Source organism: Streptomyces sp. NPDC051018, assembly GCF_044456085.1.
Taxonomy (GTDB): domain Bacteria; phylum Actinomycetota; class Actinomycetes; order Streptomycetales; family Streptomycetaceae; genus Streptomyces.
This window is the reverse complement of sequence record NZ_JBITFN010000027.1, coordinates 13,457-31,065: the sequence shown is the minus strand read 5'-3', so window position 1 is coordinate 31,065 and position 17,609 is coordinate 13,457. Positions and strand designations below refer to the sequence as shown.

Sequence of the window (17,609 nt, the reverse complement as noted above, 5' to 3'; positions counted from 1 at the left end):
TGACCTACTGATTAAGGAGATTCGGCAGTCATGGACGCAGTGACCCAGGTTCCCGCGCCGGTCAACGAGCCGGTCCGTTCCTATGCTCCGGGCAGTCCCGAGCGCGCCCGCCTGGAGGCCCGGCTCAAGGAGCTGGCCGAGAACCCCATCGACCTTCCGATGACCATCGGCGGCGTACGGCGGATGGGCGGCGGCGAGCGGGTCGACGTCGTTCAGCCCCACAACCACGGGGCCGTGATCGGCACCTTCGCCGGAGCCACGCGGCAGGACGCGCAGGACGCGATCGACGCCGCGCTGGCCGCCGCGCCCGCGTGGCGCGCGATGTCCTTCGACGACCGCGCCGCGATCATTCTGCGCGCGGCCGAGCTGCTGGCCGGCCCCTGGCGGGAGACGCTCGCCGCCTCCACCATGCTGGGGCAGTCCAAGACCGCGCAGCAGGCGGAGATCGACACCCCCTGCGAGCTGGTCGACTTCTGGCGTTTCAATGTGAAGTACGCCCGCGATCTGCTGGCCGAGCAGCCCCCGGCGAACTCCCCGGGCGTGTGGAACCGGCTCGACCACCGTCCCCTCGAAGGTTTCGTCTACGCGATCACGCCCTTCAACTTCACCGCGATCGCGGGCAATCTCCCGACCGCCCCGGCCCTGATGGGCAATGTCGTGGTCTGGAAGCCGTCCCCGACGCAGACCCACGCCGCCGTGCTGCTGATGCGGCTGCTGGAGGAGGCCGGGCTGCCCGAGGGCGTCATCAACCTGGTGACGGGCGACGGGATCGCCGTCTCCGATGTGGCACTGAACCACCCCGAGCTGGCCGGTATCCACTTCACCGGCTCGACCCGGACCTTCCAGCATCTGTGGAAGACGGTCGGCGCCAACATCGAGAAGTACCGCTCCTACCCGCGGATCGTCGGTGAGACGGGCGGCAAGGACTTCGTCGTCGCCCATCCGAGCGCCGACCGCGCCGTGCTGAAGACCGCGCTGACCCGGGGTGCTTTCGAGTACCAGGGCCAGAAGTGCTCGGCCACCTCCCGCGCGTACATCCCCGCCTCGATCTGGAACTCCGGCTTCAGCCAGGAGTTCGCGGCCGAGGTCGACGGGATCGCGATGGGCGATGTCACCGATCTGTCGAACTTCATCGGCGCCGTGATCGACGAGCGCGCGTTCGCGAAGAACAAGGCCGCGATCGACCGGGCGAAGGCGGACCCGGCTTGCGAGATCATCGCCGGCGGTACGTACGACGACTCGGTCGGCTACTTCGTCCGCCCGACGGTCGTCGTGTGCTCGGACCCGGCCAACGAGGTGTTCACGACCGAGTACTTCGGCCCGTTCCTCGCGGTGCACGTGTACGAGGACGAGACCCCCGGCGGCTACGACGCCATGCTGGAGCAGATGGAGTCGGTGTCGGCGTACGCCCTGACCGGCTCGGTCGTCGCCAACGACCGCGCCGCCGCCGCGCACACGATGGAGAAGCTGCGGTACGCCGCGGGCAACTTCTACATCAACGACAAGTCGACCGGTGCCGTGGTCGGCCAGCAGCCCTTCGGCGGCGGCCGGGCCTCGGGCACCAACGACAAGGCAGGCGCGCCGCAGAATCTGATGCGCTGGACGCTGACCCGCGCGATCAAGGAGACGCTGGTCGCTCCGACCGACTATCCGTACCCCCACATGGGCTGAGCCCGGCCCACCCGCCGGGTCCGCCCTCCTGAACCCGCCCTCGTTCCGGTCCCCACGCCGGAACGGGGGCGGTTCCATTGCCGGAGAGGGGCGGTTTCATGCCCGGTTACGTCCGCGGGGTCGGCTCGGGTGGGGCGGAGGCCGGGGCGGGGTGCGGAGGCGGGGCCGTGACCGGGTCCGGGCCGGCGTCCGGGGGCGGCTGGCCCGAGCCCCGTGTGGGGTCGGTTTCCGGTGGGGGGTTGTTGTCCGGTGGGGGTTCGGTGCCCGCGTACGGGGCGGGGGCGGTCGGCGGGACCCGGTGCGGGTCTGAGGGGTCCGCCTCCGCCAGACGTTTGATCGACGACAGGCGTGTGTCCCAGTCGGACGCCACCTGGAGCATCCAGCGCGCCGTGGTGCCGAGCCGCTCGGGCAGGACGGTATAGCGCGCCTCCCGGCCCTCGCGGGTGCCGACGACAAGGCCGGCGCGGGCGAGGACCGCGAGGTGCTTGACGATCGCCTGACGGCTCACGGGCACTTCGGTGGCCAGGACGGTGGCGGTGGCGCGGCCGTGCGCGGCGAGCGCGTCGAGTATCCGGCGGCGGGTCGGGTCCGCGAGCGCGGACAGGACCTCGGAGGCCGCGGCCTCCTGGGCGGCGACGGACCCGGGAGACCCGGGAGACCCGGGAGACCCAGGTGACCCGGGTCCGACGGATTCGGGTGACCTGGGGGAGCCGGGGGACATGGAAGGCCCGGGGGAGCCGGCGGTCGGCGGGGTGCCGGTGTCCGTCATACCGGCAGTTGCTCCGCGTACTTCCGGATGTTGACGACCTGCTCGGTCCAGCCGCCCTCGTGGCTCTCGTACGACGCCGTGTCCCTGCGCTCCTCGGGGATGGTGATCGACGCGAATCCGGCCTCCACGACCTTCAGCCGGGTGCCGTCGCCCTCCGGGGTGAGGGTGAACTCCACCAGGGTCGAGTTGCCGTTCACGGCCTGTTCGCCGGGGTACGCGGACGCCCAGCGGTACGAGAAGCGGTGCGGTGGGTCCACCTCGACGATCGTCGTCGGGAACACGCCGTACTGCCCGTGGTCCAGGATCATCGTCCCGCCGGGACGCAGATCGACCGGGGTCGGTTCGCCCTGGCCGAACCAGGAGCCGACGTGCTCGGGCTCGGTGAGCACCGCCCAGACGCGCTCCACGGGGGCCGCGATGGTGATCTCCCTCTCGATGCGGTCCTTGTTCATGGTGACTGCCTCCTTCATTGACGTGCTACTCAATGGTTGCACGTCAGGGAATGAGGTGCAACTGCTCGGTTGCGGGAAGTTGCAGGACGTTGAGGACAGTGTTCCGCCGGGCGGAACCGGGCCTGTGACGAACTGAACATCGGATCAATGCGCCGGGAAGAACCGGCCGGACCGGTGCGAGACTTGGGCCGTGTTCGAACTCCTGCCCGGGACCGGACTGCTCCTGCCGCACCAAGCAGGCACGCTGAGATTCGGCATGAGCGCATACGCCGCCCAGTGGGCCGTCTCCATGCTCTGCGAACTCCGCCCGGGGCATGTTCCCGGTGCCGCGTGGGCCTTCTCCGGTGAGTATCTGGGGCTCACCATCCGGGCCTGTGGCGCGGATGAGGGCCCGCACGCCAACGGTCTCGGCTATGTGGAACTCGCCCGCGTCCCCCGGGACGGCACGGGCGCCGAACCGGTCTACCCCTCACTGGCCCCGGTGGTCCACAACGGCGTCGACCTCTTCGGCCATCCCCGGGACGAGGTCGCCGAGTACCTCCCGGCCAGCGCCCGGGTGAACCACGGCACCGGGCGCCCCGGGGGCTATGTGCAGTCGATCGGACTCCGCAGCCCGCTGTGGGAGTTCCGGTACGGCTGAGCGTGTCCCGCTCGGATGACCGGCCGCGCGCGTGCCCGCCCGGGGGCGGCCGGGCGGGTGGTTCCCGTGAGCGGTGGGTGGTGTGGTCGGGTGTGGGGCTCGGGCGGGCGGTGGGTGGCGGGTGGTGTCGCAGGGTGTGCGGTTCCGGCGTACGGCTGAGGTCCGCCGAGCCGTCCGTACGGGGGCGGTGGGCGTTCCCCGCGTACGGTGTCGGGGTGCCAGGGCCCGTACGATCCCCGCTACCGCCAGCCGGACACGATCAGCGCCAGACCGATCGTGAATCCGCTGCCCAGCAGGACCAGATAGGCCCGGTAGAACCTCCGGTACCGGCGCAGCAGCACCCCCAGCGCGGCGAAGGCCAGGCCCACCGTCAGAGTCCGGGAGCCGCGCGCCGCCGCCGCGGACACCAGCCAGTCGCCCGCGGGAACGTCCGCCCGGCCCGCCTCGGCCGCGTACACCTTGAACGGAATACCGTTCCACGGCTGGTTCCTGACCGCGTCCGCCGAGGCGCGCGACGGCGAGCCGAGCGACAGTTCGTGCCGCACCTGGGCCCGCATCCGGTCCGTCGTCAGCGGTGCGGGCAGCCCCACACCGGCGCCCGCGAGCTGGAGGGCCAGCAGCGAACCGGCCAGGCCGCCCGCGAGGGCGGTCAGCGAGAGCCGCAGGGCGGCGTAGGGGGCGGCCGCACAGGCGATGCCCAGCAGCAGCTCCGGCATCAGCGGCCAGCTCAGCGCCTCCGCGAACGCCCAGACGAAGGCGATCAGCAGTCCCACGCGTGAGGCGGCCACCGCCGCGACCCGGCGCCGGAGCCGCGAGTCGCGCAGGGATTCCGCGTTGGTACGGGCGTGCAGTGCGGCGACCGCGGAACGCGCCTCCTCCGCGCTGACCGACGACGGCAGCGGTGCGCCGATCCGCACCCGTACGAGGGAGGACCGCAGCCGCCCGTGCTTGGGCAGCAGCCGGTCCGTACCTGCGATGCCCACCGGCACCACCGGAACGCCCGCCCGCTCGGCCAGCACGAGCGCGCCCCGGTGGAAGGATCCCACCGAGCCGTCACCGCCCCGGGTGCCCTCGGGGAAGAGGACGACCGCGCGCCCGGCCCTCAGTTCACCCGCCACGGCGAGCAGATCGTCCAGCCCGCCGCCGGTACGGCGGACGGGAAAGCCGGACGCGAGCCGCCGGCAGACCCGGCTGCGCCACGGGGACGCGAACCAGTAGTCGGCCGCCGCGCCGATCGCGGGGGTGTGCCGGGCGTCCAGCGCGGCCAGCAGCGCGGCCGTATCGGCGTGCGAGGAGTGATTCGCGACGACGACACAACCGCCGCGCGGCAGCCGTCCCCGCCGCTCGATCCCGCCGGTGAGGGTCAGCACACACCACCACAGCGCACGCCGGACGAGGGAGGCGGTACGGGAGCGGGCGGGTGGGTTCTTCTGTGGGTCAGTCTTTCCCCGGGCCCCGGCGGGGGGCTTGGTGTGTGGGGAGGGGGGATCGTGCTGGGACGGTGGGTTGGGCGGAGCCCCGGACTCCGTCTTGTTCTGTGGCTCGGTTCTCTCCCCCGGGCTCCGTCCGGGGGGACCTCCACCGGGGCCTTTGGTGTGTGTCGACGGTCGGTCGTGCTCGACCACTCGTTCCTCGCGGCCTCCGCGCGTTCTCCCTTTCGACACCCACGGCCCCCTTCGGCTCACTCGCCAAGCCCAGCGGGCGAGGGGAAGGGCGCAGGCTTCCTTCTGGTTCAGCCGCCAGGCCCAGCGGGTGAAGGGAAAGGGAAGGGGAGCGGGACCTCGTCCACTCAGACGCCGAGTCCCTGGGGCGAAGGGGAAAGGTGCGGGCTTCCGTCGGCTCAGCCACCAGGTGCGTGGGGTGGAGGGGAGGGCACGTAGGTTCCCGAGGCCCCGCGGTGTCGAGTAGGCCGTCCCGGCGTTGCTCATCAGCTCACCACCATCGCCAGGAGCAGTGCCGGAAGCAGGGAGTCGATCCGGTCGAGCAGGCCGCCGAAGCCCGGCAGCCAGCGGCCCGCGTCCTTGACCCCGGCCTCCCGCTTGACCATCGACTCCAGGAGATCGCCCAGGACACAGCCCGCCAGCACCGCCGCCCACAGGGCCGCCGAGAACACCCCGAGGACGAGGAGCACCGCGCCGGTCACGACCGCGGCGCCAACCACCCCCGCCCACGTCTTGTTGGGTGACAGCGGTGACAGCGGCCGGGCGAGGGGGCCGCGCCGGCCCAGTGCCGTACCGCCGCACCACGCGCCGACATCGCCCAGGGCCACCGCGAGGCCGACGGCGACCGCGGTGTCCCCGAGCGTCACCAGACCGGTCAGGGAGACGGGGATCCACAGGAGGGCGAAGACCGTACGGGTGGCGCGGGTGAACCCGGCCGACGTGTCGCCGGACAGCAGCGGCGGCAGCACGGCCACGAGCAGGAGCAGCCCCGCCGTGCGCAGGTCCAGTGACCCGGGGGCCAGCCAGGCGAGCCCCGGCAGAGCGACCGCCGCCACCGTCAGTACGGCCCGGTCCACGGGCCGCAGCCCCGCCATCCGTACGTACTCGCCCACCGCGACCGCGCCGAGCGCCGCCGCCAGGGCGAACGCCCCGGCCGCGCCCAGGTACAGCGAGCCGAGGAAGAGGGGCGCGGCGATCGCCCAGGTGCGCCAGCGCCTGCGCAGCTCCGCACGCATCCGCACCCGGGACGGCAGCGCGGCGACGGCGATACCTCCCGCCCCCAGCGCGCCCGCGACCAGCGGGATCGCGCGTCCGGCCGCCTCGCCCGCCACCAATGCGCCGCTCATGAGCCCAGCTCCTTCCAGAGCTGTCCGATACGGACGAGGGCGGTCAGCGCGGACCCGGCGGCGATGACGGCCAGGACAGGGACCGCCCAGCCCGTGGCCGCGGCGACCACCGCCAGCAGCACGCGCTCGGTCTTGCCGACCGGGCCGCCGTTGCGGCGCGGGGCACCGGCCGCCGCGCCCGCCAGCGACACCCAGGACGGCAGCGTCGCGCCGAGCGCGGCGAGTGCCACCAGCCAGAGGGGAGCCAGGGTCAGAAACCCGGCCAGGACCACCAGATCGGCCGCCCGGTCGCCGAGTTCGTTGAGGAGCGCGCCGCGCGGGGTGGTGCGGCCGGTGTCCCGGGCGAGCGCACCGTCGAGATTGGCGAAGGCGAGCCGTGCCGCGAGGAGAACGGCGACCGGGAGCACGGCGAGCGGGGCGGGCAGCCAGGCGAGGGCCGCCGCGGCGCCGCCCGCGCACACCACACCCAGGACCGTCAGCGTGTCGGGCGACACCTCACGGCGGACGAGCGCGCCGCGCACTCCGGCCAGCCGGGCCGCGTACCAGGGCTTGAGAGCGTAGAGGCCGTTCATGCGGCCAACTCTGGCCGTGTGACGGATTCCTCACCACGGAGCAGATACTCAGGTGAAAATGAGTAGCTGTGAGGCATGGGGCCTGCGAGGCTGCCGCGTATGTACGAGTCGCCGCGCACCGCCCACACCCATCTCCTCACCCCCGCCGAACTCACCGAGATCCGCGAACTGCTGGACCACGCCTTCGACGGCGACTTCGCGGACGAGGACTGGGAGCACACGCTGGGCGGGGTCCATGCCCTCGTCCGCGACTCCGACGGCGTGCTGGTGGGCCACGGCTCCGTCGTCATGCGCCGGGTGCGCCACCGGGGGCGCTCGTACCGCGTGGGATACGTCGAGGGCGTGGCGGTCCACTCGGAGCACCGGCGCCGGGGCCTCGGCGGACGGCTGATGGAGGCGCTGGAGCAGGTCGTCGAGCGCGCCTATGTGTTCGGGGCGCTGTCGGCGTCGCCCGAGGGCGCGGGGCTGTATGTCTCGCGCGGCTGGCGGCTCTGGCCGGGGCGGCTGGAAGCGCTGGGACCCGACGGTGTCGTTCCGTTTCCCGACGAGGAGGACACCACCTATGTGTGGGGCGCTGTTCCGGGCTCGGACGAGCCGGGCACGCTGTCCTTCGACTGGCGTGACGGGGATGTGTTCTGACGCTTCGTCATGACGTCGGGTCGGTGGTGTGCCCCGTGTGCGGGACGCGACCGTCGTCCGCTCCCGGGGCTCCCGGGTGGGGTCCCTACACCGAGCCCGGTCCGGCAGCCCCGGGGCCTTCGCCGTGCCCGTACCGTATCCCCGGGGCCCTGGCGGGCCCGTACCGCCGCCGTTCTCCGGCCGGGCGGAGACGCGGTCGGCCCGGACCGCGTCACCCCCGTACACCTCAGAGCGCCCCCGCGTCCCGCGCCGTCCACACCGACGGATACAGGGGGCGGAAGCCCAGCTCCTCCCTGATCCGCAGATTCGACACCATTCCGTGCCAGGGGTCCGGGTCGTCGCGCTCCGACGCGCCCCCGGGCAGCGGCACCCCGTTCAGCTGGTGCAGCTCGGCGGCGGAAACAGGGGCGTCGTCCGCGATGTTGTACATCCGCCCGGCCGCGCCCGGCGCGTACAGCAGCCGCATCAGCCCCTGGGCCACATCCGCGTGATGCACCATCTGGAGCCGTTTGTGCGCGGCCCAGTCCTTCGCCCACATCAGTGACTGCTCCAGATGCGGATCACCCTCCCCGTACACGAAGGAGAGGCTCCCGATCCGGACGTCGAGGCCGTGTTCGCGGTGCAGCGCCAGCAGCCCGGCACTCGCCTCCGCCTTCGCCGCCGGATACGCGCCCCAGAGCGCGCCGCCGGGCACGGTCGCGTCGTCCTCCACCAGCGGCCGGCCGCGCCCCTCGCCGTACGCGAGATTCGTGCTCACCTGGACGAAGCGGAGGGCGCCCGCGTCCAGGGCCGCACGCCCCAGCGCGAGGGCCGCGTCCCGGTTCACCTCCCACGCCTCCTCGTCCGGTACCCACCGGAAGGCCGCCGCGATGTTCACCACCGCGTCCGCTCCCTCCAGCGCCCGGCGTACGCCGGCCCCGTCCCGCAGATCCCCCACCGCGACCTCGGCGCCGAGCGCGGCGAACGGTGCGGCCCGCTCCTCGTCCCGCACCAGGATCCGGACGGCGTCACCGGTCCGTACGGTCGTGCGCCGCAGCAGCCGGGGGACGAAGCGCCGCCCGACCTCGCCCGTGGCGCCGGTCACCAGAGTCAGCATCGTGTTCTCCTCTCGTCCGTCCCCGGCGGGGGTCACCACCGCCGGGGCGTCTGTCCCCACCGTGGGCCGCCGGGGCGCGGGGCGGGAGGGACGCGCGTATCCAGGGAGCGGCGCTCCCGGGCTGCGCACTGGATACGGACGGGCGGCCCGATCATGCTGAAGGAGTGGACCGGAACGGACTCGCCGACTTTCTGCGCCGCCGCCGTGCGCGGCTGGCGCCTGCCGATGTGGGCCTGGCCGAGGGAGCCCGCCGCCGTACGCCCGGACTGCGGCGGGAGGAGGTCGCCCGGCTGACCGGAATGTCCGCCGACTACTACACCCGGCTGGAGCAGTCGCGGGGCTCCCGTCCCTCACGCCAGATGCTGTCCGCCCTGGCCAGGGCGCTGCGACTGAGCGACGACGAGCGCGATCACCTCTTCCATCTCGTGGGGGAGGAGCCGCCGCGCGCCCCGCACGGTCCGGTCGGTCATGTACGGCCCGGTCTGCTGCTGGTGCTCGACCGGCTGTACGACGCGCCCGCGCAGGTGATGAGTGACTGGGGTGAGGTGCTGGCGCAGAACGCGATGGCCGACGCGCTGGCGGGTGAGTGGTGGCCGGGCCGCAACATCATCCGGCAGTGGTTCACCGACCCTCCGGTGCGGGAACTGTTCCCGCCCGAGGACCGCGAGCAGCACGCGCGGATGCATGCGGCCCAGCTGCGGGCGGTGCTCGCCTCCCGGCCCGACGATCCGGGGCCGGCCGGGCTGGTGGCCGAACTGCTCGCGGGGAGCGCGGAGTTCGCCGACCTGTGGGAGCGCCATGAGGTGGCGGTCCGCCGGGCTTCGGTCAAACGTTTCGTCCATCCGGTGGTCGGACTGCTGGAGCTGGACTGCGAGGTCCTGATCGGCGCGGACCGGGGCCAGCTGCTGATCGTGCACAGCGCGCGGCCGGGCACCGAGTCGTATGAGCGGCTGCGGCTGCTGCGGGTGGTGGGCCTTCAGAGCATGACGTCGTAGGAGGCGCTGACCAGCGGGTCCCATGATCTCCGTCTCAGATAGTAGGAAGTCCGACTATTTGTAGAGACAGAAGCGCGTACCTGCCCTACTTTTGTAGGAGCCGAACGTCTCGCTCGATCCAGCGAATGGCGGTCGTGAGCCAGTGCCCCCGGCAGGCAACCCCTGCGGCACGCTCCCCGCCCCATCCGGCGCCTCGAAATCCCCGTGATCTCAAGGAGTCGATCACCATGCCCGCCGAGACCGTCCGCCGTGTCCGCCACGCCGCCCGCCGTCCGAACGAGTCCGACCGCAAGAACGCCGCGGCGGCTCTCCAGCGCGCGCTCGACCGCCGTGACAACGGCGGCGCCACGGGGCACTGACACCTACCGCGCCGTCCACGGGCATCCGGACACAACCGGCATCCGGGCTACCGGCCCCTCATATGCGCCGGCCCGCCAGGACCGGATGTCCCGCCGGATCTGTTGTTCCGCCGGGTCTGTTGTTCCGCCGGGTCTGAATGTTTCGCCCGGATCGGATGTGTCGTCCGGATTGCCGGATCTCCCGTCTGGATCGCCGGATGGGTCGTCCCGTGGATGTCGGCCCGCCGCCGTACGGGGGTCGGCCCCGTGCCGAGCTGCCGCTCCGTAGCCCCGTTTCCGCTCCCGGATGCCATAACCGCCCCCCGGGCCCGCCCGGACCCCGCCGCGACCCGCCGTTGTCCACAACGTGGACGTGCGATGTCATGGGCTGGGACGACGAGTAGGGTGCCACCATGTCTCGCAGCCTCAACATCGCAGTGATCCCCGGTGACGGCATCGGCCGGGAGGTCGTGGCCCAGGGCCTGAAGGTCCTGACCGCCGTCCTTCCGCAGGATGTGAAGCTGGAGACCAAGGAGTACGACCTCGGCGCCCAGCGCTGGCACCGCACCGGGGAGACCCTTCCCGACGCGGAACTGGAAGCCCTCAAGGGCCATGACGCCATTCTGCTCGGCGCCATCGGCGACCCCACCGTGCCCTCCGGCGTGCTGGAGCGCGGCCTGCTGCTGAAGCTGCGCTTCGCCTTCGACCACTACGTCAATCTGCGTCCGTCGAAGCTGTTCCCGAACACCGCCACCCCGCTGGCCGGCCGTCCCGACATCGACTTCGTCGTCGTCCGCGAGGGTACCGAGGGCCCCTACACGGGCAACGGCGGCTCGCTGCGCACCGGCACACCCGCCGAGGTCGCCACCGAGGTCAGCCTGAACACGGCGTACGGAGTGGAGCGGGTCGTCCGTGACGCGTATGAGCGCGCGAATTCCCGCCCCCGCAAGAAGCTGACCCTCGTCCACAAGAACAACGTGCTCGTCCACGCGGGCCATCTGTGGAAGAACACCTTCGACGCCGTCGGCCGGGAGTACCCCGAGGTCACCACCGACTATCTGCACGTCGACGCCGCGACGATCTTCTTCGTCACCCAGCCGGAGCGCTTCGACGTCATCGTCACCGACAACCTGTTCGGCGACATTCTCACCGACCTCGCCGCCGCCGTGACCGGCGGAATCGGTCTGGCCGCGTCCGGGAACATCAACCCGAGCGGCGCCTTCCCGTCGATGTTCGAGCCCGTCCACGGCTCGGCGCCCGACATCGCCGGCACCGGAAAGGCCGACCCGACGGCCACGATTCTCTCCGTCGCCCTCCTTCTGCGGCACCTCGGCTACGAGACCGAGGCGGCGCGGATCGAGGAAGCCGTCTCCACCGACCTCGCGGAGCGCGGTGACACCGTCCGTACCACGGAGCAGATCGGCGACGCGCTCGCGGTACGAGTAGCGAGCTGACCCGACGATTCTCGAAGAAGCCGCCGGGTCGCACTCCGCGTCCGGCGGCTTCTTCATGCGGCCGCCGGGCGCACCATCAAATCCCAGGACCGCCGCTTTCAGCCCCTCGCACCCCGTTTCTCGCACCGACCCGTTCAGGCGATAATCGAACCGGGCCGTGGCATGCGGGAATGCTTGGACGTCCTAGCACCACCGGTGGCGTTGGCGCGGTCCCTCAATTCAACGGTGAAGGACATTGCACTCATGACGACGCCCACGATCGAGCTGAAGCCGTCCGCGAACCCGCTGTCCGACGCGGAACGCGAGGCGATCCTGGCCGACCCCGGATTCGGCCGCCACTTCACCGACCACATGGTGACGGTCAAGTGGACGGAGGGCCGTGGCTGGCACGACGCCCAGCTCACGCCGTACGCGCCGCTGTCGATCGACCCCGCCAATATGACCCTGCACTACGCGCAGGAGATCTTCGAGGGGCTGAAGGCCTACCGCCGCCCCGACGGCTCGGTCGCCACCTTCCGCCCCGACGCCAACGCCGAGCGTTTCCAGAGCTCCGCCCGCCGCCTCGCCATGCCCGAGTTGCCCGCCGAAACGTTCATCGCGGCCTGTGACGCCCTGGTCCGGCAGGACAGGGCCTGGGTCCCGGCCCACGGTGGCGAGGCGTCGCTCTACCTCCGCCCCTTCATGATCGCGACCGAGGTCGGCCTGGGCGTCCGTCCGGCCAAGGAGTACCTCTTCATCGTCATCGCCTCCCCGGCCGGCGCGTACTTCCCCGGCGGCGTCCGCCCGGTCTCCGTCTGGCTCTCCGAGAACTACGTCCGCGCGGTCCCCGGCGGCATGGGCTTCGCCAAGACCGGCGGCAACTACGCGGCCTCTCTCCTCGCCCAGGCCGAAGCCGCCGCGGAGGGCTGCGACCAGGTCGTCTGGCTGGACGCGCTGGAGCACAAGTGGGTCGAGGAAATGGGCGGCATGAACCTGTACTTCGTGTACGGGAACCGTATCGTCACCCCGGAACTGACCGGCTCCCTGCTCGCGGGCGTCACCCGTGACTCGCTGCTCAAACTCGCCAAGGACCTCGGTTACGAGTCCGAGGAGGGGCGTGTCTCCACCGACCAGTGGAGGCGCGACACCGAGAACGGCACCCTCACGGAGGTCTTCGCCTGCGGAACGGCCGCGGTGATCACCCCGGTCGGGCTGGTCAAGTCCGCGGGCGGTGAGTGGACCCAGAGCGGCGGGGAGCCCGGCGAGGTGACCCTGAAGCTGCGCAAGGCGCTGCTGGACATCCAGACCGGAGTCGCGGCCGACGACCACGGCTGGATGCACCAACTGGGCTGATCCGGTCCGGTCCGATGTGACCCGACTCGACTCGATCAGACCCGACTCGACTCGATCAGACCCGATCCGGCTCGATCCGACACGGAGAGCGGGCCGGGCGCCGTCCGGGGTCCGCCTCGTGACCCGACTCGACCTGGCCCGGTCTCGCCCGGTCCGACCCGGTCCGGGATGGTCGGGCCTGGTCCGGTCCGCCCGGAGCCGGTCCGTGCCGCCGCCTCGTGCCCCCGTCCCCGCATCGGTGAGGATGGGGGGCATGACGGCATCTGAGCGGGATCTCGAACTGGCCGAAGCGATACGGCTGCGCGCGTCGGGGGACGAGGGCAAGCGGGAAGAGGCCCGGCGGCGGCTGGTCGCACTGTCGCAGCGGTGGCCCGACGACGCCGAGGTGGCGTACCAGACCGCCTGGGCGCACGACGTCCTCGAACGGGAGGCGGAAGCGGTGCCGTACTACCGTCGCGCGCTGGCGGGCGACGGCCTCACCGAGGCGGACCGGTGCGAGGCGCTGCTCGGCCTCGGCAGCACCTACCGCGTCCTCGGGCGGTACGAGGAGGCCGAGGAGACACTGCGGGGCGCCGTCGCACAGTTTCCCGGGCACGGCGGGCTGCGCGCGTTCCTGGGCATGGCGCTCTACAACACCGGCCGGTACGAGGAGTCCGTACGGCTGCTGCTCGAACTGGTCGCGGAGACGGGCGAGGACCCGTCCGTACGGGCGTACCGCAGGGCGATCGAGGCATACGCGGCGGACCTGCACCGGACCGTCTCCTAGCTTCTCCCGGCTCCCTTCTGCCGAGCATTGCCAGAAACGCACTGGCCCGATCCTTCTCTTCGGTGTGCCACAAGGTTAGAGTGGCGCTCTAAAGGAGGTGCGGCGGGATGCGACTGACCCCCACGGAGCGGGACCGGCTGCTGCTGTTCGGCGCGGCCGAGCTGGCGCGGGCGCGCCGGGCGAGGGGCCTGCGGCTCAATGTGCCCGAGGCGACCGCGCTGATCGCGGACACGGTCTGCGAGGCCGCCCGGGACGGGCGGAGACTGGCGGAGGCGATCGAGGCGGCGCGGTCCGTGTTGGGGCCGGACGATGTCCTGCCGGGTGTCGCCGATGTGGTGACCGAGGTCCATGTGGAGGCGGTCTTCGACGACGGCTCCCGTCTCGCCGTGGTCGCCGACCCGATCGGCGGCGGGGGACTGGGTGCCGCGGCGCCGGGTGCGGTGCTCCCCGGGCCCGCCCGGCCCGAGCCGGCGCCCGCGGTGCGGCTGACCGTGCACAACACCGCGCCCGTCCCCGTGAGCGTCACCTCCCACTTCCACTTCTTCGAGGCCAACCCCCGCCTCGACTTCGACCGCTCGGCGGCGTACGGCATGCGGCTGTCCGTCCCCGCGGGCTCCTCGGTCCGCTTCGACCCCGGCGGTACGTCGGAGGTCGGACTCGTCCCCATCGGCGGCGCCCGGGTGGCGATCGGCTTCGCGGGCCTGGTGGACGGTCCGCTGGATGCCCCCGGCGCCAAGGAGGAGGCCCTGCGGAGGGCGGCTGCCTGCGGATACCTCGGGACCGGACGGTGATTCCGCTGGTCGCCCTGGTCGCGGTGGCCGAGCGTCCTTCGGGCCCCGACTCGGCCGTGCTGCCGGTTCCCGCGTCGTTCCCGGTGCCGGAGCTGCCCCTGGTGCCGTTGCTGCTCGTGGTGTTCGGGGTGATGGGAGTGGTCGCGGCGACGGGGCTGCTCTCGCCCCGGGCCGGGACGGAGGCCCGGATGCGTACCCGCAGTCCGGACCACACGGTGTCCGCCGGGCTCCGCCCGGATGGCTCCACGACGGGCGTGTCCCCGTCGGACGGCTCCGCGACCGACGCGACCGAGCTGACCGCCGGGACCGACGCGACGGATGTGACCGATGCGACCGCCGGGTCCGTGACGACCGGGACGCCGGATGCGATGACCACCGTGCCCCTCGCCACCCCACTGGAGACCCGCCGATGACCGCCATCGACCCCCATGAGTACGCGGCCGTGCACGGCCCCCGCGCCGGGGACCGGGTGGTCCTCGGCGATTCCGGGCTGGTCGTCCGGGTCGAGTCCGACTCCCAGCACCCCGGTGACGAGTTCCTGGCCGGCTTCGGCAAGACCGCGCGCGACGGACTGCACCTCAAGGCCGCGGCCGTGCGCGAGACCTGCGACGTCGTCATCAGCAACGTCCTCGTCATCGACGCCGTCCAGGGGATCCGCAAGGTCTCCATCGGCATCCGCGAGGGCCGTATCTCCGGCATCGGACGCGCGGGGAACCCCGACACGCTCGACGGCGTGGACGTCGTCACCGGAACCGGTACGACCATCGTGTCCGGCGAGGGCCTGATCGCGACGGCCGGAGCGGTCGACACCCATGTCCATCTGCTGTCGCCGCGCATCATGGAGGCCTCGCTCGCCTCCGGGGTCACCACGGTCATCGGCCAGGAGTTCGGCCCGGTCTGGGGTGTCGGGGTCAATTCGCCCTGGGCCCTGAAGCACGCGTTCGGCGCCTTCGACGCCTGGCCCGTCAACATCGGCTTCCTCGCCCGGGGCTCGTCCTCCGATCCCGCCCCGCTGGTGGAGGCACTGGCCGAGGGAGGCGCTTCCGGTTTCAAGGTCCACGAGGACATGGGCGCCCACACCCGCGCGCTGGACACGGCGCTGAGGGTCGCCGAGGACCACGATGTGCAGGTCGCCCTCCACAGCGACGGCCTGAACGAGTGCCTGTCGGTCGAGGACACCCTCCGCGTCCTGGACGGCCGTACGATCCACGCCTTCCACATCGAGGGCTGCGGCGGCGGCCACGTCCCCAATGTGCTCAGAATGGCGGGCGTGCCGAACGTCATCGGCTCCTCCACCAATCCGACCCTTCCCTTCGGCCGGGACGCCGTCGCCGAGCACTACGGGATGATCGTCTCCGTACACGATCTCAAGACGGACCTCCCCGGCGACGCCGCCATGGCACGGGACCGCATCCGCGCCGGGACGATGGGCGCGGAGGACGTGCTCCACGACCTCGGGGCGATCGGCATCACCTCCTCCGACGCCCAGGGCATGGGCCGGGCGGGCGAGACCGTACGCCGAACCTTCGCCATGGCCGGGAAGATGAAGGCCGAGCGGGGACCCCTGGACGGCGACGGCCCGCACGACGACAACGCGCGCGTCCTGCGCTATCTCGCCAAGCTGACCATCAACCCTGCCGTCGCCCACGGCCTCGCGCACGAGATCGGCTCCCTGGAGGTCGGCAAGCTCGCCGACATCGTGCTGTGGCAGCCGCGGTACTTCGGCGCGAAGCCCCAGCTCGTACTGAAGTCGGGCTTCCCGGCGTACGGGGTGACCGGCGATCCCAACGCGGCCACGGACACCTGCGAACCGCTCGTCCTGGGGCCGCAGTTCGGGGCGTACGGAGCGACACCCGCCGATCTCTCCGTGGCGTTCGTCGCCCGTGCGGCCGTGGAGCTGGGCGCGGACCGGATGCCGACGCGGCGGCGCCGGGTGGCGGTCACCGGCACGCGCGGGATCGGACCGGCCGACCTCCGGTTCAACACCCGCACCGGAGACGTCGACGTCGACAACCGGACCGGACTGGTCAGTCTCGACGGAGATCCGATCCGCTCCGAGGCCGCCGACTCCGTGGCCCTCAACCGCCTCTACTTCCTCTGACCGACTACTTCCTCCGACCGACCGGCTGACCGACCACCGAGTCTTCGACCGCCCGACCGCCCGACCGCCCGCCCGCCCTCTCGACCCGCTGCCCTCTCTGCCCGGCGCCTTCTCGGGTCGCTTTCTCCCTCAAGGACGACGCAGCATGTTCCGTATGCCGCCCGAATGGGCCCCGCACGAGCGCACCTGGATGGCCTGGCCGGTCCCCAACCAGACCTTCGGCGGCGAGGACGACCTCGCCGCGTCCCGCCGCGCCTGGGCCGAGGTCGCCCGTGCCGTACGCCGCTTCGAGCCGGTCACCATGGTCGTGGGCCCCGGCCAGAGCACGGAGGCGCGGGCGCTCCTCGGTCCGGACATCGACCTCGTCGAACGCGATCTCGACGACGCCTGGATGCGGGACATCGGCCCCACCTTCGTCACCGACGGCACCCGGCTGGCGGCCGTGGACTGGGTGTTCAACGGCTGGGGTGCCCAGGAGTGGGCCCGCTGGGATCACGATTCCGCGATCGCCCGGGAGATCGCGGGCCTCGTGGGCGTGCCCGTCCACAGTTCACCCCTGGTCAACGAGGGCGGCGGCATCCATGTGGACGGCGAGGGCACGGTCCTGCTGACGAAGACCGTGCAACTCGGCCCGGAGCGCAACCCCGGCTGGACCAGGGCCGGGGTCGAGGCGGAGATCCACGCCCGGCTCGGCACGAGCAAGGCGATCTGGCTGGAGCGCGGTCTGACGGCCGACTACCCGCCCCCGCTCCGGGACCGGCAGGAGGGCGCCCCCGGCGGCTACGGCACCCTCGGCCATGTCGACATCGTCGCCGCCTTCGCCGGCCCGGGAGTGATCGTCGCCCACACCCAGCCCGATCCGGCCCACCCGGACCACGAACTGTGCCGGAGCAATGTGGCCTTCCTCCGTACGCAGACCGACGCCCGGGGCCGCCCCATCGAGGTCGTCGAGGTCCCGGCGCCGACGGCCGTACGCGACGAGGAGGGCGGCTGGGCCGACTACTCGTACATCAACCACTACGTCTGCAACGGCGGAGTGGTGCTCTGCGCCTTCGACGACCCGCGCGACGAGGAGGCGGCGGCACTCTTCCGCCGGCTCTACCCGGACCGCGAGGTGACCCTCGTCGACGCCCGTACGATCTTCGCGGGCGGGGGCGGGATCCACTGCATCACACAACAGCAGCCGATGACCGGCGTCTGACGTG

At 72.1% G+C, this 17,609-nt stretch carries 17 protein-coding genes and 1 pseudogene; 12 read left to right on the top strand and 6 right to left on the bottom strand.

The window, feature by feature from the left end; translation table 11 throughout:
* Positions 1-30: 30 nt before the first annotated feature.
* The gene (pruA, locus tag ACIBCM_RS31610) at positions 31-1,671 is read left to right on the top strand and encodes an L-glutamate gamma-semialdehyde dehydrogenase (RefSeq protein ID WP_399249274.1); all 1,641 of its coding nucleotides are present in this window, start codon (positions 31-33) and stop codon (positions 1,669-1,671) included.
* Between the two features lie 313 nt (positions 1,672-1,984).
* On the opposite strand, the pseudogene ACIBCM_RS31605 reads toward pruA, so the two are convergent.
* Positions 1,985-2,275, bottom strand: a pseudogene (locus tag ACIBCM_RS31605) (ArsR/SmtB family transcription factor); the annotation flags it as partial.
* A gap of 161 nt (positions 2,276-2,436) precedes the next feature.
* The gene (locus ACIBCM_RS31600) at positions 2,437-2,892 is read right to left on the bottom strand and encodes an SRPBCC family protein (protein WP_399249272.1); all 456 of its coding nucleotides are present in this window, start codon (positions 2,890-2,892) and stop codon (positions 2,437-2,439) included.
* A gap of 190 nt (positions 2,893-3,082) precedes the next feature.
* Between ACIBCM_RS31600 and ACIBCM_RS31595 the strand changes: the two genes are divergently transcribed.
* On the top strand, positions 3,083-3,532 hold the full coding sequence (locus tag ACIBCM_RS31595) for a hypothetical protein (protein ID WP_399249270.1): 450 nt from the start codon (positions 3,083-3,085) through the stop codon (positions 3,530-3,532).
* Positions 3,533-3,771: 239 nt separating this feature from the next.
* Here the strand turns inward: ACIBCM_RS31595 and ACIBCM_RS31590 are convergent, their stop codons facing one another.
* From ACIBCM_RS31590 to ACIBCM_RS31580, 3 genes are all read right to left on the bottom strand, one after another.
* Complete coding sequence (locus ACIBCM_RS31590) at positions 3,772-4,902, bottom strand: lysophospholipid acyltransferase family protein (RefSeq protein WP_399249268.1); 1,131 nt, start codon at positions 4,900-4,902, stop codon at positions 3,772-3,774.
* Between the two features lie 557 nt (positions 4,903-5,459).
* Positions 5,460-6,320, bottom strand: coding sequence for a phosphatidate cytidylyltransferase (locus tag ACIBCM_RS31585; RefSeq protein WP_399249266.1), 861 nt, complete (start codon positions 6,318-6,320; stop codon positions 5,460-5,462).
* Positions 6,317-6,892: a CDP-alcohol phosphatidyltransferase family protein gene (locus ACIBCM_RS31580; RefSeq protein WP_399249264.1), complete on the bottom strand. Its 576-nt coding sequence runs from the start codon at positions 6,890-6,892 to the stop codon at positions 6,317-6,319. The genes ACIBCM_RS31585 and ACIBCM_RS31580 overlap by 4 nt, the downstream gene beginning before the upstream one ends.
* Before the next feature lie 99 nt (positions 6,893-6,991).
* Between ACIBCM_RS31580 and ACIBCM_RS31575 the strand changes: the two genes are divergently transcribed.
* Positions 6,992-7,531, top strand: a complete 540-nt coding sequence (locus ACIBCM_RS31575; protein ID WP_399249262.1) for a GNAT family N-acetyltransferase — start codon at positions 6,992-6,994, stop codon at positions 7,529-7,531.
* 226 nt (positions 7,532-7,757) lie between these two features.
* Here ACIBCM_RS31575 and ACIBCM_RS31570 read toward each other — a convergent pair whose 3' ends face one another.
* On the bottom strand, positions 7,758-8,627 hold the full coding sequence (locus tag ACIBCM_RS31570) for an NAD-dependent epimerase/dehydratase family protein (RefSeq protein WP_399249260.1): 870 nt from the start codon (positions 8,625-8,627) through the stop codon (positions 7,758-7,760).
* Between the two features lie 164 nt (positions 8,628-8,791).
* Here ACIBCM_RS31570 and ACIBCM_RS31565 point away from each other — a divergent pair, with 164 nt between their 5' ends.
* The 9 genes from ACIBCM_RS31565 to ACIBCM_RS31525 all read left to right on the top strand — a co-directional run bounded on the left by ACIBCM_RS31565 (position 8,792) and on the right by ACIBCM_RS31525 (position 17,605).
* Positions 8,792-9,622 (top strand): helix-turn-helix transcriptional regulator, encoded by an 831-nt coding sequence (locus ACIBCM_RS31565; RefSeq protein ID WP_399249258.1) that lies wholly within the window; start codon positions 8,792-8,794, stop codon positions 9,620-9,622.
* A 227-nt stretch (positions 9,623-9,849) separates the two neighbouring features.
* Complete coding sequence (locus ACIBCM_RS31560; protein ID WP_399249256.1) at positions 9,850-9,981, top strand: hypothetical protein; 132 nt, start codon at positions 9,850-9,852, stop codon at positions 9,979-9,981.
* Positions 9,982-10,373: 392 nt separating this feature from the next.
* On the top strand, positions 10,374-11,414 hold the full coding sequence (locus ACIBCM_RS31555; RefSeq protein ID WP_399249254.1) for a 3-isopropylmalate dehydrogenase: 1,041 nt from the start codon (positions 10,374-10,376) through the stop codon (positions 11,412-11,414).
* Positions 11,415-11,657: 243 nt separating this feature from the next.
* Positions 11,658-12,746, top strand: coding sequence for a branched-chain amino acid aminotransferase (locus tag ACIBCM_RS31550; RefSeq protein WP_399249252.1), 1,089 nt, complete (start codon positions 11,658-11,660; stop codon positions 12,744-12,746).
* Positions 12,747-12,999: 253 nt separating this feature from the next.
* Complete coding sequence (locus ACIBCM_RS31545) at positions 13,000-13,512, top strand: tetratricopeptide repeat protein (protein WP_399249250.1); 513 nt, start codon at positions 13,000-13,002, stop codon at positions 13,510-13,512.
* Positions 13,513-13,619: 107 nt separating this feature from the next.
* Positions 13,620-14,303: an urease subunit gamma gene (gene ureA / locus ACIBCM_RS31540; RefSeq protein ID WP_399249248.1), complete on the top strand. Its 684-nt coding sequence runs from the start codon at positions 13,620-13,622 to the stop codon at positions 14,301-14,303.
* Positions 14,300-14,716 carry a hypothetical protein gene (locus tag ACIBCM_RS31535; RefSeq protein WP_399249246.1) on the top strand — a complete coding sequence of 139 codons (417 nt, stop codon included), beginning with the start codon at positions 14,300-14,302 and terminating at the stop codon, positions 14,714-14,716. The genes ureA and ACIBCM_RS31535 overlap by 4 nt, the downstream gene beginning before the upstream one ends.
* Positions 14,713-16,404, top strand: coding sequence for an urease subunit alpha (locus ACIBCM_RS31530; RefSeq protein ID WP_399249244.1), 1,692 nt, complete (start codon positions 14,713-14,715; stop codon positions 16,402-16,404). Before ACIBCM_RS31535 ends, ACIBCM_RS31530 begins: the two co-directional genes overlap by 4 nt.
* A gap of 145 nt (positions 16,405-16,549) precedes the next feature.
* Positions 16,550-17,605, top strand: coding sequence for an agmatine/peptidylarginine deiminase (locus tag ACIBCM_RS31525; protein WP_399249242.1), 1,056 nt, complete (start codon positions 16,550-16,552; stop codon positions 17,603-17,605).
* Positions 17,606-17,609: the final 4 nt, after the last annotated feature.